This is a genomic window from Evtepia sp., from assembly GCF_034090835.1.
In the GTDB taxonomy this organism is placed as follows: Bacteria; Bacillota; Clostridia; order Oscillospirales; family Oscillospiraceae; genus Evtepia.
Genome location: NZ_JAXDRS010000046.1, coordinates 1 through 18,714, shown reverse-complemented (window position 1 = coordinate 18,714; position 18,714 = coordinate 1). Strand labels below are relative to the sequence as shown.

Below are 18,714 nucleotides of genomic sequence, written 5' to 3'. Positions count from 1 at the left end.
TCCTCCGCAGCGCGTTTTTTCTCACCGAATCAGGAAAAAGTAGGCCAGGACCACCACGCCCAAAACGATCCGATACCAGCCGAACACCGGACGAGGTCTTTGATTTCGGATAGATAACATCTACCGGACTTCTGCCTGAAAAATGTCCAACTTGTTATTGCAATTTGCGAAATATTTAACGAGGGAAAAGAATCCTATTAATACTATGATCATCTTCATCGCGCGCCAACCACCTATGGCAAGGAAAAATCCACACTTTTTTGGTGCGCTCGTTCGTTACAGTCACCTCATCCAAAAACCAGCCTGGCCTTTTACCCGAATTATCATGCCTAATGCGAATAAATTCAATGTTACCAAGTTCAGAAGAATAAATTTTATAGGTGCCAATATCCCCACGTTCAAAATCATCATCGGAACTATCAAGGGAATACTCGGAGCTATTTCCTTCAGATCCAAATAAAGTAAGGTATACACTAGCATTGGTGCCAGCACCAGGTATATCACCAGTGCTTACAGTAACTCTGTAATAAGTTCCGATCTCATGAACATTTCTTCCCATCTTAACGTCCTCCTTGCTTAATCCGTTTTGACAATGGTCATTACATATCAGCATCCTACTGAATGTTGTGTAGTATTATATACTCTCAAGAGGATAGTGTCAAGGATTATGCGCAAATTGGTCTGCAAACTCTGAGCGAATGAAGTCAAATGGCAAAAGAGCATCCTCGCAGATGGTCTTAAGGTGCTTCATGTTCATGCATTTCTTGTTCCCCCACCATGTGCTGGCCATATGGCGCAGACGAGCACAGACCAGCATAAAAGCCGAGTTTCCAGCCAACCACTCTCGTGCGGCGGCGGATTTTCCGGTTCAGCCGCTCAATGACATTGTTGGTGCGGATTCGTATCCAATGCTCTGAGGGAAAATCGGCATAGGCTAGCGTTTCTTCAACGCCATCCTCAATTTTCTGGATAGCTTCTTTGAGTTTGATTGCACGCAGCGCTGGCATTTGGACTTCTCCTACGGCTTCCCGCATCCCGAGACACTTGTCACAGACGATGAGTTTTACGCCGTCCAGCCCGCGTCCTCTGAGCCACTGAAAGAAGCTGACCCAGCTGACCTTATCCTCTTTCATACCTTCAGCAGCACTCAGAATCTCACTATATCCATCCTCATTTACAACAACTGCTACCAGAATAGCCATATTTTCATACTATCCGCCCCAGTTGCGCCGCAGATAGGTGCCATCCACATAGACGTACGGGTAACGGCTACCCTGTAGCGGGCGGTTACGCCATTCTTCAATATGGACATAGGCTTTCTTGTTCGACTCGCTGATGGTGGAGGAAGATATCTTGCTGCGCCCACAGGGCTTCAGTGATATCCTCCACACGGCGCACGGAGACGCCGGCCAGGTACATCTCAATGAGTGCTTCCTCCACGCTGCTCTCACGACGGCGGCAGCGAGAGCAGAATCGATTGGAACGAAAAACCATAAGGTGTGAACAAAGGAAGGTGGAAAAGGAGCGACAATTTGCGCTGCGCCAACAGAAAAAACGGGAGAAGTATCGGGGACATTGATCTTTTATGTCGAAAAAAAGAAAAGAGGGGTTCTTTCCGTCTTTTGAAAGCCGTAAAGAACCCCTCTTTTTGGTGCGGATGACGGGACTTGAACCCGTACGTCATAGACACACGCCCCTCAAACGTGCCTGTCTACCAGTTCCAGCACATCCGCAAATCACGGTTGCTTGGATAGTATACTCACTTTAAAAGGATTTGTCAATCCTTTTTTCTATTTTCCCGAAAGAAAGCCCGGCGTTTTTTCGCCGGGCTCTCTTTGTCTGCTTTTGGGGATAGAGGATTCCTCACCCTTTCAAAGAAGGGGGATACACACCCTTGTCGTGGAGATCTTTCAGCGCCTTCTCCACCACCGGGCGGTCCTCCTGATAGGTCACGCCAAACCACACAGCGTCCGTGTGGAGAACCGAGACCTTCAGCTTCCCCTGGCCGATGAGCTGGTCCACCAGCACCGGCAGGAGACATTCTGCCTTCAGCTCCTGGGGAGCCAGGCCATGGAGGAAGTTCTGGAAGTAGGTATCCAGCTCCTGGAAGATCCAGGGGGTAAAGCCCCAGAAGTTCATGGACACCACGCTCTCCGGGTCCAGAGGCTTCTCCTGGTCCGGGTCCTCGGTGTCGGCGATCCGTCCGTCGGGATAGAGCTTAATTTTCAGGGTCTCCTTCACCTTGTCCAGGTGGCCTTCCTTCAGCTGGCAGATGCCGCGGGAGACGGTCCCGTTTTCGCTCACCGTGTTTTTCAGGCGATAGCCCACCATGGCAGCCTCCCCCTCAGCGGGGAGGGCCAACAGCTTCTCCAGAATGGTGCGGTACGCAGACACCCCGTAGTAGTCGTCGGCGTTGATGATGGCAAAGGGCTCGTTCACGTGGTCCCGGGCGCACAGAGCAGCGTGGACAGTGCCAAAGGGCTTGGTCCGCTCTGCCGGGATCTGGTAGAAGTCCGGGACACTGGAGAAGTCCTGCACTGCGTACGCCACCTCCACCGGCTCTCCCTGGGGGGTCTTCATGGTCTGGATCCGGTCACCGCACAGGGTGTGGATGGTCTCTTCCATCCCCGGCTTGATGATAAAGACGATTTTGTGGAATCCGGCCTGGACCGCGTCATAGACGGAATATTCCATAATGGCTTCGCCATGGGGGCCGATGCCGTCGGTCTGCTTTTCGCCGCCGTATCGGGAACCCATCCCGGCTGCCATAATCACCAAAGTTGCTTTCATGCTTGATCGCTCCGTTTCACCGCCGCAGCGGTTTTTTTCATATTCTGCTTTATTATACTATGGTTCTTCCTGTTTTTCCATGGTTGGGGCCATTTTTCTCCGATTCTTTTCTCCGTCCGAAAAAAGTTTTCCCGGGAAACCCAAAAAAAGAGTCGTCATCCCCGCCAAACTATGGTTTAATAGAGACAGAATCGCAGCACCGCTGCACCAAAGGAGGCCTCTCTATGGAACAACTGACCCTTCGCTGGCACGGCCACGCCTGCTTTGCCCTGACCTGCCGGGACTTTACCGTGGTCTTTGACCCCTACGAGGACAACTATGTCCCCGGCTTCTCTCCCCTGGATGTCCAGGCCGACCTGGTCCTCTGCTCCCACCAGCACGGCGACCACGGCGCGGCCCATGTGGTCAAGCCCCGCACCGGCCACCAGAATCCCTTCCAGATCACCACCATCGAAACCTTCCACGACCCGGAAGGGGGTGCGCTCCGAGGCAATAACACCATCCACATCCTCCAGGCCGGTTCTCTGCGCCTGGCTCACTTCGGCGACCTGGGCTGCGAACTGGCCCCCGCCCAGCTGGCGGAGCTCTCCGGCCTGGACGTGGCGCTCATCCCCGTGGGCGGCTTCTACACCATTGGCCCGGAAGAGGCCAAGGCCCTCATTGACACCATCCGCCCCAAAGTGGTGGTACCCATGCACTACCGGATGGGCGACGTGGGTCTGCCCACTGTGGCGGAACTGGAGGAATTCCTGGCCCAAATCGGCGGGGACTACGTCTATTATCCCGGCGATACCATCACCATCAACGAAGGCACCAAACCCCAGGTGGCCGTGCTCACCTATAAGGGATGAGCACACAGCCTTCCCCGGGCGACACCCCGGAACTGGTGCTGGCCTATGACCGGCAGGAAGACGTGCTGGCCCTTCTCACAGAATACACTGACAGCATCCTCCAGCATGGCGAGGAAGTCCGGCAGTGCCTGCAGTCGCAGCACCTGGAAGAGGAGCTAATAGATCTTCAAACCAAATACGCTCTCCCCCACGGCCGCCTGTACCTGGCCCTGGTCCAGGGGGTTCCGGCAGGGTGCGTCGCCCTCACGCCAAATGATGACAAATTCTGCGAGATCAAGCGGCTGTACCTCCGTCCGGCGTTCCGTGGTCACCATTTGGAGGAGCTGCTGACCCAGAGGGTGATTCAGGACGCCAAAGCCATCGGATACCGTCACATGCGGCTGGACACCTTTCCGTTCATGGTAGAAGCCATTGGGCTGTATCAGCGTCTCGGCTTTACCTTCATCCCCCGCTACAACGACAACCCCGCAGAAAACGCCCTTTTTATGCAGCTGGACTTATAACGGCAAAAACGCACAGAAACCCATGGTTTCTGTGCGTTTTCTTGCTTTTTATCGTTCTGCCAGGGCCTTATCATAGGCTGCCTTGGTCTTTGCGTCAAAGCAAACCATGGTCACCTGCTCCGGCAGGGGATGCTCCGCCAGGAAAGCACGGATCTCCCGGATGGCAATGGCAGCTGCCTGGGCCAGGGGGAAATGGTACACCCCTGTGCTGATGGAGGGGAAACACACGGTTTTGCATCCCTTTTCCGCCGCCAGGGCCAGGCAGGACCGATAGCAGGAGGCCAGCAGGTCCGGCTCTCCGTTTTCGCCCCCGCGCCAGATGGGTCCGGGGGTGTGGATCACATAGGAGGCCGGCAGGCGGTACCCTCCTGTGATCTTGGCTTTGCCCGTGTCGCAGCCGTGCAGCGTGCGGCACTCTGCCAGCAGATCCGGCCCGGCTGCCCGGTGGATGGCGCCATCCACCCCGCCGCCCCCCAGAAGGCTGGTGTTGGCAGCGTTCACAATGGCGTCGCAGGTCTGCCTGGTGATATCCCCCTGTATGACAGAAATCCGTGGGTCCATGCCATTTCCTCCTTTGTTACAGCGCCCGGGAGTGCTCGCTGCGAATCCGGCCTTTGCCTCCCAGCACATCGTCGATCATCTTCAGGAACATCGCCCGGTCGTCGGGAAGGGTCCCCTTCAAGGGCAGATAGTTGGAGGCGTGGTTGCTGGTAAAGTGGAAGGGACCGTAGTTGAGGCCCTCCACCAGCGCCCGGGTCTCCTCCAGGTACTCCCGGGCCGTGATCATCTGGAAGCGGCCCTCCCGCACGTCCTGATACATGGGAGAGTTGGGCTCCGGCATATAGGACAGGCAGGAGACATGGTTGGCCTGCATCTGGTTGAGCACCCGGATGGTCTCTTCTACGTGCTTCTTGGACCCCTCGCCAGGACCGGCCAGGCCCAGGATCACCGTGACCCACAGGTCGATCCCTGCAGTTTTCAGCATATTCGCCGCCTGGAGCATCTGACTGGAGGTGACCCCCTTGTTGACCTTCTTCAGCAGGTCATCCCAGCCGCTCTCCACCCCCAGATAGGCCCGGGTGAGGCCGGCCTTCCGCAGTTCGTTCAGCTGCTCCTGGCTCTTGGTCATGGTGCTCCGGGTGCCGGCGTATACCGTCACCTGGCGCAGATGGGGAAAGGCTGCGTACAGCGCCTCCAGAATTTGCAGCAAATGCTCCTGCCGCATCACAATGGCGTCGCCGTCGCAGAGGAACACCTTATCCACGTTCTCCGGGCCGTAGTATGCCTGGGCCATGGCGATGTCCTCCATGATCTCCTTCATCTTCCGCACATGGAACTTCTTGGTCTTGTACATCCCGCAGAACGTACACTTGTTATGGGAACATCCCACCGTGCACTGGAGCAGATAGCTCCGCCACTCTCCGGGGGGACGATAGATCTGACCTTCATAACGCATGGTTCTTCCTCCTGTCTTACTGCTCGCTCCCGCCGGAGCGAATGATTTTTTTCAGGGATTTCTCCGCTTTCTTCCGGGGAATCATCACTTCCCGGCCGCAGCCCTGACACCGAAGACGAAAGTCCATCCCCACCCGGAGGACCAACCACCGTCTGTCGCCGCAGGGATGCTCCTTCTTCATCTCAAGAATATCCCCTGGAATAATATCCATATGCCATCCACCTCCCCAAAGCAAGGAACTGGCAAGTTTTCCTTTTCGTCCGAATATAGTTGAGGCAGACTTTGTCTCAACCCATTGATGATTGTTATGAAGAAAGGAAGGCAAGCTATGTCCAACCTGTATCCCCCGGAAGGGCGCCTTCTGCACACCTCGGATAATCAGGCTGCCTGCGCCAGCCTCCCAGCTCTCCTGGCCGCCATGGACCGGGAAACCGTCCTGGAAGGGCGTGCTGTTCTCTGCACCCCTTCCCATGATCTCTCCGTCCGCCTGGGCCCCTTCACCGGGATCATTCCCCGGGAGGAAGCCGCGCTGGGTATCCGGGAGGGGACCGCGCGGGAAATCGCCATCCTCTCCCGGGTGGGAAAGCCGGTGGCGGTCACCGTCACCCGGCAGGACGAGGAGGGACGTCTGATCCTCTCCCGCCGCCGGGCACAGGAGCGGGTCCTGGACCGATTGGCGGCCCAGCCGCCGGGCACGGTACTGCCCGCGGTCATCACCCACCTGGCCGGGTTCGGCGCCTTTGCAGACGTAGGCTGCGGCGTGATCTCCATGGTGGGCATTGAAAACTGTTCGGTCTCCCGGATCTCCCATCCCTCCTGCCGGTTCTCTCCCGAGCAGGACATTTTTGTGGTGCTCACCGGGGTGGACCGAAAGGCCCACCGGGTCTATCTCTCCCACAAAGAGCTGCTGGGCACCTGGGAGGAAAACGCCGCCCGGTTCTCCCCCGGTATGACCGTACCCGGCATCATCCGGGGCATCAAGGAGTACGGCGCCTTTGTGGAGCTGGCCCCCAACCTCACCGGGCTGGCCGACCGCACCGAAGGGCTGCGGGAAAACCAGCGGGTCTCGGTCTATCTGAAATCCATTCAGCCCAAAGCCATGAAGGTGAAGCTGAACATCATTGGACCGCTGGAGGACCTGTCAGGACCGCCTCCCCTACCCTATGTTATCACCTCTGACCGGATCACCCGGTGGGACTACTCGCCCCCCGACTGCACCCGCGCCAAGGTATTTCGTGACTTTTCCTATCCCTGTCCCTTGACAGAGTCCCAGTAACGCTTGGCCGCCTGCTCGGTTTTGTTCTCCCCGTACCGGTAATAGACCCGGTCTTTCAGCTCGTCAGGGAGATACTGCTGGGCCACATAATGGTTGGGGTAGTCGTGGGCGTAGCGATAGCCCAGACCATGCCCCAGTTTGGCGGCGCCCCCGTAGTGGGCGTCCTGTAAATCCGCCGGGATGTTGCCGCTCTTCCCTGCCCGCAGGTCAGCCATGGCCTGGTCAATGGCCATCATGGCACTGTTGGACTTGGGGGCGGTGGCCAGGAAAATGACCGCCTGGGCCAGAGGGATGCGGGCCTCGGGCAGGCCCAGCATATTGGCGCTGTCCACGCAGGCCTTCACCACGGAGACCGCCTGGGGATAGGCCAGCCCCACGTCCTCGCTGGCGATCACCATGAGGCGGCGGCAGGGGGAGATCAGGTCTCCTGCTTCCAGCAGGCGGGCCAGATAGTGGATGCCTGCATCCGGGTCGGAGCCCCGGATGGACTTCTGAAAGGCCGAGAGAATGTCGTAATGGCTGTCCCCGTCCCGGTCGTATCGCATGGCAGAGCGCTGGGACAGGGTCTGCGCTTCCTCCAGGGTAAGGGTGATCTCCCCTCGATCCATGGCGTGGGCTGCAAAGAGGGCCTCTACTGCGTTCAGGGCCTTTCGCACGTCCCCGCCGCAGCTCTGGGCCACGTGGGCCAGAACGCCCTCCTCCCACTGCACCGACACGCCCCGGGTCTTGGCCAGATGGTCCACCCCCCGGCGGACCACCGGCTCCACCTCTTCCGGGGACACCGGCTTGAACTCAAAGACGGTCGAGCGGCTGAGCACCGCGTTGTACACGTAGAAATACGGATTTTCCGTGGTAGAGGCAATGAGGGTCAGGCTCCCGTTTTCCATAAACTCCAGCAGGCTCTGCTGCTGCTTCTTGTTGAAGTACTGGATCTCGTCCAGATAGAGCACCACCCCTTCCGGCGCCAGCAGGGTCCCTACATCCTTGGTGACCGCTTTGATGTCCGCCAGGGAGGCGGTGGTGGCGTTGAGCCGGTAGAAGGGCCGGTGGATACGGGCCGCAGCGATCTCCGCCACGGTGGTCTTTCCCGTCCCGGAGGGGCCATAAAAGATCATATTGGGAATGGTGCCGCCCTGGATGATCCGGCGGAGGACCCCCTGCTCTCCCAGGATATGCCTCTGTCCGGCTACTTCGTCGATGGTTTTTGGCCGGAGCGCGTCTGCCAACGGCTGGTACACAGCCCCTCCCCCCTTTCCACAGGTAAAAATAAGGAGAACGACATCCGTCGTCCTCCTTATTTTAACAGTAGTTCACTTACTCGTAAAGGGGATATTTCGCGGTGAGCTGGGCCACTTCCTGGCGGATCTCATCCTGCTTGGCGTCGAACTCGGTGGCGGTCTTCCAGATGAGTCGGCCGATGACCTTCATGTCCTCCTCCTTGAAGCCCCGGCTGGTGGCAGCGGGCACGCCCACCCGGATGCCGCTGGTGACGAAGGGAGACTGGGGATCGTCGGGGATGGTGTTCTTGTTGACGGTGATGTTCACCTGGTCCAGACGCTTCTCCATCTCCTTGCCGGTGATGTTGGCGGGACGCAGGTCCACCAGCATCAGGTGGTTGTCGGTGCCGCCGGACACCAGCTGGAAGCCGGACTCCATGAGGCTCTCGGCCAGAACGGAAGCGTTCTTGATGACCTGCTGCTGATAGGTCTTGAACTCAGGCTTCATGGCCTCGCTCAGGGCCACAGCCTTGGCGGTGATGATGTGCATCAGGGGGCCGCCCTGGGAGCCGGGGAAGATGGCCTTGTCGATGGTCTTGGCCAGGTTCTCCTTGCAGAGGATGATGCCGCCTCTGGGACCACGGAGGGTCTTATGGGTGGTGGTGGTCACCACGTCGGCGTAGGGCACAGGAGAGGGATGCAGGCCGGTAGCCACCAGGCCGGCAATGTGGGCCATGTCCACAAAGAGGTAAGCACCCACTTCGTCAGCGATCTCACGGAAGGCCTTGAAGTCAATGATCCGGGGGTAAGCGGAAGCGCCAGCCACGATCATCTTGGGCTTGTGCTTTCTGGCCAGATCCCGCACCTGATCGTAGTCGATGCGATGGGTCTTGGCGTCCACCCCGTAGGGGACGATGTTATAGTTGAGACCGGAGAAATTCACAGGGCTGCCGTGGGTCAGGTGTCCGCCGTTGTCCAGGTTCATACCCATGACAGTGTCGCCCACGTTGCACAGGGCCTGGTACACCGCATAGTTGGCGGAAGCGCCGCTGTGGGGCTGTACGTTGGCGTGATCGGCGCCGAAGAGCTGCTTTGCGCGGTCCCGAGCAATGTCTTCCACCACGTCCACGCATTCGCAGCCGCCGTAGTACCGCTTACCGGGGTATCCTTCCGCGTACTTGTTCGTGAGAACCGTGGACGCGGCTGCCAGAACTGCCTCGCTGACAAAGTTTTCAGAGGCGATGAGTTCGATGTTTCTGCGCTGACGGTCGTACTCCGCTTTCACTGCGTTTCCCACCTGGGGATCCTGCTGGATCAGGAAATCAATGACATCTTTGACCACAATATTCGCTCCTTTTCCTGTAATTTCTAAGGTGGCGGTTTTTTTGTAACGAATGTATTATACCCCAACCTCGAAAAAATTCCAATGACTATCCCGTGACTTTATGCTATACTATTTATACGAAAAACAGAGACTGCCCAAAAAGGAATCGGTACGTTTTATGAAAAATACAGAAGATATTCTCGCCATCATTCAGGCCCTCAAGGAGCTGTATCCCGACGGTATCTGCTCCCTCCAATACGAAAAGGACTACGAGCTCCTCTTTGCCACCCGTCTGGCTGCCCAGTGCACCGACGAGCGGGTCAACCAGGTGACCCCCGCCCTCTTCCAGCGCTTCCCCTCTCTGGACGCTCTGGCCCAGGCGGAGCCTGCCGACGTAGAACCCTACATCCACTCCTGCGGCTTCTTCCGGGCCAAAGCCCGAGACATCGTGCTAGCCTCCCAGATGCTGCTCTCCGACTTTCACGGCACCGTACCCGGCACCATGGAAGAGCTGCTGAAGCTCCCCGGCGTGGGCCGGAAAACCGCCAACCTGATCCTGGGGGATGTATACCACACCCCCGGCGTGGTGGTGGCGGACACCCATTGCATCCGCATCTCCGGCCTTCTGGGCCTCACCGATGGCACCAAGGACCCGGGAAAAACCGAAGCCCAGCTCCGGGCCTGTCTGCCCCCGGAGGAGTCCAACGACTTCTGCCACCGGCTGGTCCTCCACGGCCGGGCGGTCTGCCGGGCCAGAAAGCCCGACTGCCTCCGCTGCACCCTCCGCCCCTGGTGTGACCATTTTATGTCCAGCCAGCAGGAAGAGTCCTAAATCATGCCCACCAAAAACGCCCACACCCGAAAAAACGGGTGTGGGCGTTTCCTATTTATCGTTTTAATCCTTTTGGCTCTCCCGGTACTGCCGGGCCAGGATACGCAGGCCATCGATGATGAGGTCGTGGTCCACCACGTCGATAAGGTCCGTATTGTCCGCGATCAGCTGGGCCAGGCCGCCGGTGGCCACCACCTTGGCCCGGTCGCCAAAGCCGGTCTCCTTCTTTGCCCGGCGAATGAGATACTCCGCAGAGCCAATATGACCCATAATCAATCCTGCCTGGATCTGGGAGACCGTGGTCATGCCCAGCACCGTCTCCGGCAGCTGCAAGTCGATCTGGGGCAGCATGGCCGCCTGCTGGAACAGGGCGTTCACCGAAGTCCGCACCCCGGTCAGAATACAGCCCCCCAGGTACACCCCCTGCTCGTTCACTGCGTCCATGGTGGTAGCGGTCCCAAAGTCCAGCATGATAACCGGCTTGCCGTACTTCTCCATGGCAGCCACGCAGGCCACCGAGCGGTCAGGACCCAGACGCTCGTCCCCCTCGTAGTCCAGCTTGGGGAACACATCCACGTCTACTACAATGGGCTTTTTCCCAAAATACCGGGTGATCCCCTGGGTCAGCGCGGGCATCACCTGGGGCACCACCGACACGATGATGCTCTCCGTCACCGCCTTGGGCTCCAGACCGAACTGGTGGAAGTACTGGCACCCCAGAAGACCCAGTTCATCTGCCGTCCGGGTGGGGTCAGTGGCCAGGCGGAACGATCCTACCATTCTCTCCCCCTCCAAGAGACCAAACACGATGTTTGTGTTTCCTACGTCAATGGCCATCAGCATGGTGCGCTCCTCCTCTGTCTGCCAGTCTGGTTTCTCCCCAAATCTTTAAAAATGGAGTCGATGAGAGCATCATAGCACAGTTGCGCCGGTTTTTCCACTCTTATTTTTCTCTCCGCCAGGTACAGTCCCGGCCCTTCCCTCATATACCGTGGTACCACGACCACAAGGAGGAATCCATCCATGCAGCATTCATCCGGCTCTTTCGGCCAGTCTTCCCAGGCGAAGAAACTCCTGGAAAATCAGGCGGCCATCCGCAAGCTGCTCTCCGATCCTGAGACCAGAAAGGTCCTTCAGCTCCTGCGGAAGAGAGACAGCGCCCAACTGCAGCAGGCCGCCCAGGCCGCTATGAAGGGGGACGCCTCCGCCCTGAACCGCATCATGTCTGATCTCTCCCGCAGCCCCGAGGCCGCAAAAGCCATGGAGCATCTGAACCAGTCTCTCAACCAGTAAACCCAGCCATTCAGCGGAAAGGAGGGGGTCCCCCATGGCTGATTTCGAGCAGACCCTGAATTCCCTGCTCTCAGACCCGGACGCAATGGGACAAATCATGGCCCTGGCAGGAAAGCTGGGAGGAGCCCCCTCCGCCCCCCAGGAAGCGCCCTCTGCCCAGGAGGGTGTGCCCAGACCAGAAGAAAGCCCTGCGGCACAGGACCTTTTCTCCTCAGAAGAGGAGGGCGAGGTGCAGGAGGTCTTCTCTTCTCAGGAGGAACCATCACCCTTTCCCGACCTGGACCAGCTGGCCAAAATGGGACAGCTCATGGAGCTCTTCCAAACCGCCCAGGCCGACCCGGAGACCATGGCTCTGCTCTCTGCCCTGCGTCCCTTTCTCCGAGAGGATCGCCAGCGCAAGCTGGACCGGGCTATGCGCCTGGCCTCCCTCTCCCGGGCCGCCCGAACCGCCATCCGACTGTGGAAGGACGGTGAGCTCCATGTATAACGCCTACATACCCGGACCCCAACCCTATGAAAAAATCCCGGAGGAATCTCCCCCGGGATTTGACGCTGCTTCGTCGTCTCTGTTTGGTTCCAAGCTGGGCGGGCTGTCCGGTCTGCTGAAAAAGTTCGGTCTGGACCGGCTGGACTCCGGGGACCTTCTTTTGCTGCTCATCCTCTTCCTGCTCCTGCGGGAAAAGGATCAGTGGGACCCCATTCTCCTCTTAGCCCTGGCCTTTGTCTTTCTCTCCGACAACGGTCGGTGAATAGGTGTGCAGCACCTTGCCATCCGGCAGAGAGAAGCTGACTTCCTCGTCCATGGGAGCTTTCAGAAGGGTCTGGTGCATTTCGTAGACCACCTTGCCCTGCTCCAGGGTCTCTCCCCGGTAGAGCAGGCCCGTGGCCGTCTCGATCCAGTAGCAGTCCTTGCGGTCGCCGTCTCCCTGGATCTCCACGTAAATGCAGTCCCGGCCGTCCCTGGTCTCGTACCGGGCAGCTGCGATCTGTTGCGGGTCCGCCTTCAGCACGTCCTCATAGGTGGGGATCCGCTGGGCCAGGTCGGCGGATGTCTCCTCCGCGGGCATCTCCCGCCAGGTATCGTCTCCGTGATACCAGAGATACAAGGTTCCGTCCCCTACCAGCCGATACTGGGTCAGCCCATTCTCTGTGAGGGCGGTCTTGGTGTACCCCTGGTCCGACCAGATCTGCACGATGGTGGACGCACTGCCTTCCTGACCATCCGCCGTCCAGAAGAGGGTCACAGCCAGCTCCCGATAGGAATTCTCCGGCCGGGACAGGGTTTTGATGACGCTCTGCACCGTGGCCGGGGTCACGTCAATGGGCAGCTGCCCCTCTTCCCCGGTTCCTGCCGCCGCCTGGCTGATGTCTGGCAGCTTCACCTCCGGGATCTTTGCCGTCAGGGCAGGGACCCCGAAGCTCACGAACACCGCCACGCAGATGGTGACCGCAATGGCCGCCACCAGAATGGTCCGGCTTCGCTGCTCCACAGGGGGTTTGTCCACTTTCTTATCCATGGTACACGCTCCAGTTTCTCAAACAGAAAACTCGTCCGGCCGCTGGCGGCGCAGCCCCTTCTTCCACAAAATGCCGTCCACGATCCGGCGGCAGGCCTGGCCATCCCCGTAGGGGTTGACCGCCCGGGCCATGGCCTCATAGGCCTCCGGGTCTGTGAGCAGGCGCACGCCATGGGCATACACGGTTTCTTCCTCCGTACCGGCCAGCAGGACGGTCCCTGCTGCTACGGCCTCCGGCCGCTCCGTCTCCCGACGGAGCACCAGCACCGGCCGGCCCAGGGCAGGCGCTTCCTCCTGGAGCCCGCCCGAGTCGGTCATAACAAAGGAAGACCGGGCCATCAGGTTGTGCATTTCATCCGGCGTAAGAGGCTCGATCAAATGAATCCTCTCGTGGCCCCCTAAGTAGGTCTGGGCAGCCTCCCGCACCACGGGAGACAGATGCACAGGGTACACCAGCTCCACCTGGGGGAAGTCCTCCGCCAACCGGCGCAGGGCCCGCATGATATTGGTCATGGGCTGACCATAGTTCTCCCGCCGGTGGCAGGTCACCAAAATCACCCGCTTCCCTTCGTAGTCCAGGGTGTTCAGCAGGTCTGTGCGGAAGGTGTAGTCCGGGCGGACGGTGGTCTTAAGGGCGTCGATCACCGTGTTGCCGGTGACGAACACCCCGTTCTCAATGCCTTCCCTGGCCAGATTTCTCCGGTTGGCATGGGTGGGGCAGAAATGAAGCTCCGCCAGGTCGCCCACCAGGGTACGGTTCATCTCCTCCGGGAAGGGGGAGTACTTGTCCCAGGTGCGCAGGCCCGCTTCCACGTGGCCCACGGAGATCTTCTGATAAAAGGCGGCCAGCGCCCCGGAAAACGTGGTGGACGTATCCCCGTGGACCAGCACCAGGTCCGGCCGTTCCCGGGAAAAGACCTCCTCCAGCCCCAGCAGGCACTTGCTGGTGATGGTGTACAGGCTCTGCCGAGCCTCCATGATATTCAGGTCATAGTCCGGCGTAATATCAAAAAGGCGGAGAACGTCGTCCAGCATCTCCCGATGCTGCGCAGTAATGCAGCAAATGCTTTTAATCTCTTCTCTGCTCTCCAGCTCCTTCACCAGAGGCGCCATCTTCACAGCCTCCGGTCGGGTCCCGAAGATCGTCATGACTTTCAGAGGCATGGTCTTTCTCCCCCTCCTTTTGGGTATTGTCCGGCTGGGCGCTGCCGTGACTCAGGGAGATCTTCCCTGCGATGAGGCCCGCCAGACACAGGGCACACAGCAGTACAATGGCCTTCAGCGGGCCGCTGGTGGTGAGCACCACAGCAGACAGGCCCAGAATCGCGCTGATGATATACAGGATGGACACCGCCTGCTTCTGGTTAAAGCCCATGTCGATGAGACGGTGGTGCACATGGCTGCGGTCGGGCGCCATGGGGTTTTGTCCCTTGGACACCCGGCGCAAAATGGCAAAGCAGGTGTCAAACAGCGGCAGCCCCAGCATCAGGAAGGGGACTGCAAAGGATATGATGGTGTAAAACTTAAAGAGTCCCTGGATGGACACCGTAGCCAGAATAAAGCCCAGGAAGGTGGAACCGGTGTCTCCCATGAAGATCTTGGCCGGGTTCAGATTATAGGGCATGAACCCGATGCAGCCTCCGGCCAGGGCCGCCATCATGAGAGCCACCACGCCCTCGCTCACCAGCATGGCGATCACCAGCATGGTGAGGGAACTGATGGTGGCCACTCCCACCGCCAGGCCGTCCAGGCCGTCGATGAGGTTCACTGCGTTGGTGATGGCCACGATCCAGATCACCGAGATGGGAATGGACAGGCTCCCCAGGGACCAGTAGGGGTTATCGCTGAACAGGTTGGGGTTGGAGATCACCTGGATCACGTTGCCCCCCATGACCGCCATCAGCGCCGCTACGATCTGTACGATGAGCTTAGGCAGGGCGGGCAGGGCGTAGATGTCATCCAGCACCCCCAAAATCACAATGATCACGCCCCCCAGCAGCATCCCCTGCAACGGACGGGACAGGGGAACGAACACCAGGGTGCTGAGCAGAAATCCGAAAAAAATCGCCAGGCCGCCCATCCGGGCAATGGGATGGTCATGCATTCTCCGTCCATCCTTGGGGACATCGATGGCGCCCACCTTCTGGGCCAGGGACTTGACCACAGGGGTGGCGATGAAGGAGATCAGCATGGCTGCCACCAGGGCCGCCATGATCTTTGCAATCGCCGGCAGTTCCATAGTCATAATGTTGTACACTCCTTTGGGTAAGAGCCCCGTACCGGGTCAACGGGGAGCAAAGCCCACTTTCTTGTGCACCTTGCGCAGGGTCTTGCGGGCGATGGCAGAGGCCTTCTCTGCGCCCTGACGATAGAGGCTCTCCAGATAGGCCTTGTCGTTCAGCAGACGCAGGGTCTCCTCGCGGATGGGACGCAGGGCTTCCACCACGGCGTCGCCTACGGCGGGCTTAAAGGTACCGTAACCCTGGCCGGAGAACTCCTGTTCCACCGCTTCGGGGGTCTTGCCGGTAACAGCAGCGTAGATCTCAATGAGGTTGGACACGCCGGGCTTGTCGGGGGAACGGTAGATGCCGCCCTCGCTGTCGGTGACAGCCCGCTTAAACTTGCGGATGATGTCCTCCGGCTTGTCCATCACCAGAATGTAAGAGTTCTCGTTGGGGCTGGACTTGCTCATCTTCTTGTCGGGCTCGCTCAGGGACATGACCCGGGCAGCCACTTCGGGGATATAGGCATCCGGCATGGTGAACACATCCCCATAGATGCCGTTGAACCGCTGGGCAATGTTCCGGGTGAGCTCCACGTGCTGCCGCTGGTCCTCGCCAACGGGCACCAGGTCAGTCTGATACAGCAGGATATCCGCTGCCATCAGGCTGGGATAGGTGAACAGGCCCGCGTTTACATTGTCTGCATGGGATGCCGATTTATCCTTAAACTGGGTCATCCGGCTCAGCTCGCCGTACATGGTGTAGCAGTTGAGCACCCAGGCCAGCTCTGCGTGCTCCGGCACGTGAGACTGGATGAAGATGATGCTCTTCTCCGGGTCCAGGCCGCAGGCGATGAACTGGGCATAGAGCTCCAGGCTCTGGCGGCGCAGGGCTGCGGGGTCCTGGCGGACGGTGATGGCGTGCTCGTCAGCGACGCAGTACAGTGCATTATAGTCGTCCTGAAGGGACACCCAGTTGCGCAGAGCGCCCAGGTAGTTGCCCAGGGTGATCTTGCCGCTGGGCTGGGTTGCGCTGAAAATGATCTTCTTATCTTTTTCCATAGAACCTCCCTGCGTGGTGGTCCACGCAAATTAAGAATAATATAGTCTCTCGATTCCTCTCGATCTTAAATCATGTTTTTTATCTTACCACAACAGAATCTTCCGTGCAATACCACGCAATAATCCTTGACAATTCCCCAGGCAAATTTTAGAATATACTTTCAGAACAATGTTATTACCACTTGAATTTAGGAGGCATTCCCCATGGATATGACCTGGTTTGACCAGATGGAAGCCCAGATCCCCAAGGGCTCCGTTCGTACCCGCTTTGCCCCTTCCCCCACCGGGTATATGCACGTGGGCAACCTGCGCACCGCCCTGTATACCTGGCTCATCGCCCGGAAGGCCGGCGGGACCTTTATCCTCCGCATTGAAGACACCGACCAGGAGCGCTTCGTGGAAGGCGCCACAGAGATCATCTACTCCACCCTGCGCAAGTGCGGCCTGGACTGGGACGAAGGTCCTGACCTGGGCGGCCCCGTGGGCCCCTACATCCAGACCGAGCGCCGGGGTCTTTACGGCAAGTACGCCGACCTCCTGCTGGAAAAGGGCGGCGGCTACCGCTGCTTCTGCAAGCCCGGCGAGGGCGAGGTGAGCGTCACCCTGCCCAACGGCTCTGTGATCAAAAAGCACAAGTGCGGCTGTCCCTCCCTGACCCCCCAGGAGATCCAGGCCAAGCTGGACGCCGGTGAACCCTCTGTCATCCGGCAGAAGATCCCCGAGACCGGCACCACCACCTTCTCTGACACCGTTTTCGGCGACATCACTGTGCCCAACGCCGAACTCTCCGACAACGTGCTCATGAAGACCGACGGCCTGCCCACCTATAACTTTGCCAACGTCATCGACGACCACCTCATGGGCATCACCCACGTGGTGCGCGGCTCCGAGTACCTCTCCTCCGCCCCCAAGTACAACCTCCTCTATGAGGCATTCGGCTGGGAAGTTCCCACCTACATCCACTGCTCCCCCGTCATGCGGGACGCACACAACAAGATGTCCAAGCGTCACGGCGACCCCTCCTACGAGGACCTGCTGGCCCTGGGCTATCTCTCCGAGGCTGTGGTGAACTACGTGGCCCTGCTGGGCTGGAGCCCCGGCGTCGAGCAGGAGATCTTCTCCCTGAAAGAACTGTCGGAGATCTTTGACGCCAAGGGCATTTCCAAGTCCCCCGCTATCTTCGACATGGAAAAGCTCAACTACTTCAACAGCTCTTACCTGAAGACCCTCTCCCCCGAGGACTTCTTCACTGTGGCAGAGCCTTACCTGAAGCAGGGCATCAAGAATCCCCACATTGACCTGCGTCTGGTGGCTCCCCTGCTCCAGACCCGGCTGAACACCCTCACCGAGATCCCCCCCATGCTGGACTTCTTTGACACTCTCCCCGCCTACTCCAACGTGCTTTATCTCCACAAAAAGATGAAGACCAACGAGGAGAACTCTCTGGAGGCTCTCCAGATGGTAGTGCCGGTGTTCGAGGCCATGGAAGAGTGGACCTTCCAGTCCGTCCATGACGCGCTCATCCACCTGGCTGAGGAAAAGGGTCTGAAAAACGGCCGGATCATGTGGCCCGTCCGGGTGGCAGTCTCCGGCAAGCCCACCACCCCCGGCGGCGCAGTAGAACTGTGCCAGATCCTGGGCAAGGAGGAGACCCTCCGGAGAATCGCCGTGGGCATCCAGCAGTTGACCCCCAACCCCCAAGGCATAATTGGAGCAACCATATGAAAAAAACGATCCCTTTGGCACGCTGCCAAAGGGATCGTTTTTTGCTTTCGCACAAGAAAAAGACCCAGTCGGTTTCCCGACCGGGTCTTTTGTAGGCAAATTTTCTGAGGCGAGCTCAGACCAACTAAATAAATTAGTGGACCTTGTTGGACAGCAAAGCGCCAGAGATAACGATCTTCTGGATCTGGTTGGTGCCCTCGAAGATGCAGTATGCCTTGATGTCGCGGAAGATCTTCTCAACGCAGTCTTCCTTCATGTAGCCCTTACCGCCCATCAACTGGACAGCGTCGGTGCAGACTTCCATAGCAGCGTTGGTAGCGAACATCTTAGCCATAGCAGCTTCCTTGGAGAAGGGCAGGCCGTTTGCCTGCAGATAGTTAGCGTGGGTAACCAGCAGACGGGAAGCCTCGATCTTGGTGGCCATGTCAGCCAGCATCCACTGGATGCCCTGTCTCTTGGAAACGGGAGCGCCGAAGGTGACTCTTTCCTTCACGAAAGCGATAGCTTCGTCCAGAGCGCGGCGAGCGATACCGACAGCCAGAGCGCCGACGCAAGCACGGGACTTGTCCAGGGTCTTCATAGCGAAGCCGAAGCCCTTGCCCAGGCCTGCCTCACCACCAACCAGGTTGAAGGCGGGAACGCGAACG

Annotated in this window: 22 protein-coding genes, 1 tRNA gene and 1 pseudogene; 9 read left to right on the top strand and 15 right to left on the bottom strand. The window is 58.8% G+C overall.

All coding sequences use genetic code 11. The features are described from left to right. Positions 1-175: 175 nt before the first annotated feature. Positions 176-559 carry a PLAT/LH2 domain-containing protein gene (locus SOR61_RS08450; protein WP_320612225.1) on the bottom strand — a complete coding sequence of 128 codons (384 nt, stop codon included), beginning with the start codon at positions 557-559 and terminating at the stop codon, positions 176-178. A 99-nt stretch (positions 560-658) separates the two neighbouring features. Then, a pseudogene (locus tag SOR61_RS08445) lies at positions 659-1,464 on the bottom strand (transposase); the annotation flags it as partial. Between SOR61_RS08445 and SOR61_RS10280 the strand changes: the two are divergent. Beyond that, the gene (locus SOR61_RS10280; RefSeq protein ID WP_407066528.1) at positions 1,424-1,579 is read left to right on the top strand and encodes a DUF2992 family protein; all 156 of its coding nucleotides are present in this window, start codon (positions 1,424-1,426) and stop codon (positions 1,577-1,579) included. The pseudogene SOR61_RS08445 and the gene SOR61_RS10280 sit on opposite strands and share 41 nt — an antisense overlap. A 70-nt stretch (positions 1,580-1,649) precedes the next feature. Here the strand turns inward: SOR61_RS10280 and SOR61_RS08440 are convergent. Both SOR61_RS08440 and SOR61_RS08435 read right to left on the bottom strand, forming a co-directional pair. After that, positions 1,650-1,733, bottom strand: a tRNA-Leu gene (locus tag SOR61_RS08440). Between the two features lie 130 nt (positions 1,734-1,863). After that, positions 1,864-2,790 (bottom strand): sugar phosphate nucleotidyltransferase, encoded by a 927-nt coding sequence (locus tag SOR61_RS08435; RefSeq protein ID WP_320612224.1) that lies wholly within the window; start codon positions 2,788-2,790, stop codon positions 1,864-1,866. A gap of 224 nt (positions 2,791-3,014) precedes the next feature. Here SOR61_RS08435 and SOR61_RS08430 point away from each other — a divergent pair, with 224 nt between their 5' ends. Further along, positions 3,015-3,641 carry an MBL fold metallo-hydrolase gene (locus tag SOR61_RS08430; protein WP_320612223.1) on the top strand — a complete coding sequence of 209 codons (627 nt, stop codon included), beginning with the start codon at positions 3,015-3,017 and terminating at the stop codon, positions 3,639-3,641. Then, positions 3,638-4,144, top strand: a complete 507-nt coding sequence (locus SOR61_RS08425) for a GNAT family N-acetyltransferase (RefSeq protein WP_320612222.1) — start codon at positions 3,638-3,640, stop codon at positions 4,142-4,144. The genes SOR61_RS08430 and SOR61_RS08425 overlap by 4 nt, the downstream gene beginning before the upstream one ends. Positions 4,145-4,192: 48 nt before the next feature. Here SOR61_RS08425 and SOR61_RS08420 read toward each other — a convergent pair whose 3' ends face one another. Genes SOR61_RS08420 through SOR61_RS08410 form a run of 3 tightly spaced genes read right to left on the bottom strand, consistent with a single transcriptional unit; the run spans position 4,193 to position 5,811 of the window. Continuing rightward, entirely contained in the window at positions 4,193-4,705 is a 513-nt protein-coding gene (locus tag SOR61_RS08420) for an O-acetyl-ADP-ribose deacetylase (protein WP_320612221.1), read from the bottom strand. A 16-nt stretch (positions 4,706-4,721) separates the two neighbouring features. Continuing rightward, complete coding sequence (locus SOR61_RS08415; RefSeq protein ID WP_320612220.1) at positions 4,722-5,600, bottom strand: radical SAM protein; 879 nt, start codon at positions 5,598-5,600, stop codon at positions 4,722-4,724. Between the two features lie 16 nt (positions 5,601-5,616). Further along, a complete protein-coding gene (locus SOR61_RS08410; RefSeq protein ID WP_320612219.1) occupies positions 5,617-5,811 on the bottom strand; it encodes a DUF951 domain-containing protein in 195 nt (64 codons plus the stop codon). A gap of 117 nt (positions 5,812-5,928) precedes the next feature. On the opposite strand from SOR61_RS08410, the gene SOR61_RS08405 reads away from it, so the two are divergent. After that, on the top strand, positions 5,929-6,876 hold the full coding sequence (locus SOR61_RS08405; RefSeq protein WP_320612218.1) for a S1 RNA-binding domain-containing protein: 948 nt from the start codon (positions 5,929-5,931) through the stop codon (positions 6,874-6,876). On the opposite strand, the gene SOR61_RS08400 is transcribed toward SOR61_RS08405, so the two are convergent. Together SOR61_RS08400 and glyA are read right to left on the bottom strand one after the other, a co-directional pair. After that, positions 6,846-8,114, bottom strand: coding sequence for a replication-associated recombination protein A (locus tag SOR61_RS08400; protein WP_320612217.1), 1,269 nt, complete (start codon positions 8,112-8,114; stop codon positions 6,846-6,848). The genes SOR61_RS08405 and SOR61_RS08400 overlap by 31 nt on opposite strands. 76 nt (positions 8,115-8,190) lie before the next feature. Then, the gene (gene glyA / locus SOR61_RS08395) at positions 8,191-9,435 is read right to left on the bottom strand and encodes a serine hydroxymethyltransferase (protein WP_320612216.1); all 1,245 of its coding nucleotides are present in this window, start codon (positions 9,433-9,435) and stop codon (positions 8,191-8,193) included. Positions 9,436-9,595: 160 nt separating this feature from the next. Between glyA and nth the strand changes: the two genes are divergently transcribed. Further along, complete coding sequence (nth, locus tag SOR61_RS08390) at positions 9,596-10,249, top strand: endonuclease III (RefSeq protein WP_320612215.1); 654 nt, start codon at positions 9,596-9,598, stop codon at positions 10,247-10,249. A gap of 63 nt (positions 10,250-10,312) precedes the next feature. On the opposite strand, the gene SOR61_RS08385 is transcribed toward nth, so the two are convergent. Beyond that, on the bottom strand, positions 10,313-11,092 hold the full coding sequence (locus SOR61_RS08385; RefSeq protein ID WP_320612214.1) for a type III pantothenate kinase: 780 nt from the start codon (positions 11,090-11,092) through the stop codon (positions 10,313-10,315). 180 nt (positions 11,093-11,272) lie between these two features. Between SOR61_RS08385 and SOR61_RS08380 the strand changes: the two genes are divergently transcribed. Genes SOR61_RS08380 through SOR61_RS08370 form a run of 3 tightly spaced genes read left to right on the top strand, consistent with a single transcriptional unit; the run spans position 11,273 to position 12,291 of the window. Then, the gene (locus SOR61_RS08380) at positions 11,273-11,542 is read left to right on the top strand and encodes a hypothetical protein (RefSeq protein WP_320612213.1); all 270 of its coding nucleotides are present in this window, start codon (positions 11,273-11,275) and stop codon (positions 11,540-11,542) included. 34 nt (positions 11,543-11,576) lie between these two features. Continuing rightward, the gene (locus tag SOR61_RS08375) at positions 11,577-12,029 is read left to right on the top strand and encodes a hypothetical protein (RefSeq protein ID WP_320612212.1); all 453 of its coding nucleotides are present in this window, start codon (positions 11,577-11,579) and stop codon (positions 12,027-12,029) included. Beyond that, positions 12,022-12,291: a hypothetical protein gene (locus SOR61_RS08370; RefSeq protein ID WP_320612211.1), complete on the top strand. Its 270-nt coding sequence runs from the start codon at positions 12,022-12,024 to the stop codon at positions 12,289-12,291. The genes SOR61_RS08375 and SOR61_RS08370 overlap by 8 nt, the downstream gene beginning before the upstream one ends. Here the strand turns inward: SOR61_RS08370 and SOR61_RS08365 are convergent. The 4 genes from SOR61_RS08365 to trpS are packed head-to-tail and all read right to left on the bottom strand — an operon-like array spanning position 12,250 to position 16,342. Continuing rightward, positions 12,250-13,059 (bottom strand): hypothetical protein, encoded by an 810-nt coding sequence (locus SOR61_RS08365; RefSeq protein ID WP_320612210.1) that lies wholly within the window; start codon positions 13,057-13,059, stop codon positions 12,250-12,252. The genes SOR61_RS08370 and SOR61_RS08365 overlap by 42 nt on opposite strands. 18 nt (positions 13,060-13,077) lie before the next feature. Continuing rightward, positions 13,078-14,223 carry a non-hydrolyzing UDP-N-acetylglucosamine 2-epimerase gene (gene wecB / locus SOR61_RS08360; protein ID WP_320612209.1) on the bottom strand — a complete coding sequence of 382 codons (1,146 nt, stop codon included), beginning with the start codon at positions 14,221-14,223 and terminating at the stop codon, positions 13,078-13,080. Further along, positions 14,129-15,304 (bottom strand): MraY family glycosyltransferase, encoded by a 1,176-nt coding sequence (locus tag SOR61_RS08355; protein ID WP_320612208.1) that lies wholly within the window; start codon positions 15,302-15,304, stop codon positions 14,129-14,131. The genes wecB and SOR61_RS08355 overlap by 95 nt, the downstream gene beginning before the upstream one ends. 39 nt (positions 15,305-15,343) lie before the next feature. Further along, positions 15,344-16,342 (bottom strand): tryptophan--tRNA ligase, encoded by a 999-nt coding sequence (gene trpS, locus SOR61_RS08350; protein ID WP_320612207.1) that lies wholly within the window; start codon positions 16,340-16,342, stop codon positions 15,344-15,346. Between the two features lie 204 nt (positions 16,343-16,546). Between trpS and gltX the strand changes: the two genes are divergently transcribed. Then, positions 16,547-18,067, top strand: a complete 1,521-nt coding sequence (gltX, locus tag SOR61_RS08345) for a glutamate--tRNA ligase (protein ID WP_320612206.1) — start codon at positions 16,547-16,549, stop codon at positions 18,065-18,067. Between the two features lie 133 nt (positions 18,068-18,200). Here gltX and SOR61_RS08340 read toward each other — a convergent pair. Continuing rightward, on the bottom strand, positions 18,201-18,714 hold a 514-nt coding region (locus SOR61_RS08340; protein ID WP_320612205.1), incomplete at its 5' end, for an acyl-CoA dehydrogenase family protein.

Coding starts and splice junctions, on each gene's coding strand:
- nth (WP_320612215.1), top strand. CDS start 9,596: ATGAAAAATACAGAAGATATTCTCGCCATCATTCAGGCCCTCAAGGAG.
- SOR61_RS08430 (WP_320612223.1), top strand. CDS start 3,015: ATGGAACAACTGACCCTTCGCTGGCACGGCCACGCCTGCTTTGCCCTG.
- SOR61_RS08405 (WP_320612218.1), top strand. CDS start 5,929: ATGTCCAACCTGTATCCCCCGGAAGGGCGCCTTCTGCACACCTCGGAT.
- SOR61_RS08415 (WP_320612220.1), bottom strand. CDS start 5,600: ATGCGTTATGAAGGTCAGATCTATCGTCCCCCCGGAGAGTGGCGGAGC.
- SOR61_RS08355 (WP_320612208.1), bottom strand. CDS start 15,304: ATGACTATGGAACTGCCGGCGATTGCAAAGATCATGGCGGCCCTGGTG.
- SOR61_RS08375 (WP_320612212.1), top strand. CDS start 11,577: ATGGCTGATTTCGAGCAGACCCTGAATTCCCTGCTCTCAGACCCGGAC.
- wecB (WP_320612209.1), bottom strand. CDS start 14,223: ATGCCTCTGAAAGTCATGACGATCTTCGGGACCCGACCGGAGGCTGTG.
- SOR61_RS08410 (WP_320612219.1), bottom strand. CDS start 5,811: ATGGATATTATTCCAGGGGATATTCTTGAGATGAAGAAGGAGCATCCC.
- SOR61_RS08380 (WP_320612213.1), top strand. CDS start 11,273: ATGCAGCATTCATCCGGCTCTTTCGGCCAGTCTTCCCAGGCGAAGAAA.
- SOR61_RS08370 (WP_320612211.1), top strand. CDS start 12,022: ATGTATAACGCCTACATACCCGGACCCCAACCCTATGAAAAAATCCCG.
- trpS (WP_320612207.1), bottom strand. CDS start 16,342: ATGGAAAAAGATAAGAAGATCATTTTCAGCGCAACCCAGCCCAGCGGC.
- SOR61_RS08435 (WP_320612224.1), bottom strand. CDS start 2,790: ATGAAAGCAACTTTGGTGATTATGGCAGCCGGGATGGGTTCCCGATAC.
- SOR61_RS10280 (WP_407066528.1), top strand. CDS start 1,424: ATGAGTGCTTCCTCCACGCTGCTCTCACGACGGCGGCAGCGAGAGCAG.
- SOR61_RS08450 (WP_320612225.1), bottom strand. CDS start 559: ATGGGAAGAAATGTTCATGAGATCGGAACTTATTACAGAGTTACTGTA.
- gltX (WP_320612206.1), top strand. CDS start 16,547: ATGGATATGACCTGGTTTGACCAGATGGAAGCCCAGATCCCCAAGGGC.
- SOR61_RS08420 (WP_320612221.1), bottom strand. CDS start 4,705: ATGGACCCACGGATTTCTGTCATACAGGGGGATATCACCAGGCAGACC.
- SOR61_RS08365 (WP_320612210.1), bottom strand. CDS start 13,059: ATGGATAAGAAAGTGGACAAACCCCCTGTGGAGCAGCGAAGCCGGACC.
- SOR61_RS08385 (WP_320612214.1), bottom strand. CDS start 11,092: ATGCTGATGGCCATTGACGTAGGAAACACAAACATCGTGTTTGGTCTC.
- SOR61_RS08425 (WP_320612222.1), top strand. CDS start 3,638: ATGAGCACACAGCCTTCCCCGGGCGACACCCCGGAACTGGTGCTGGCC.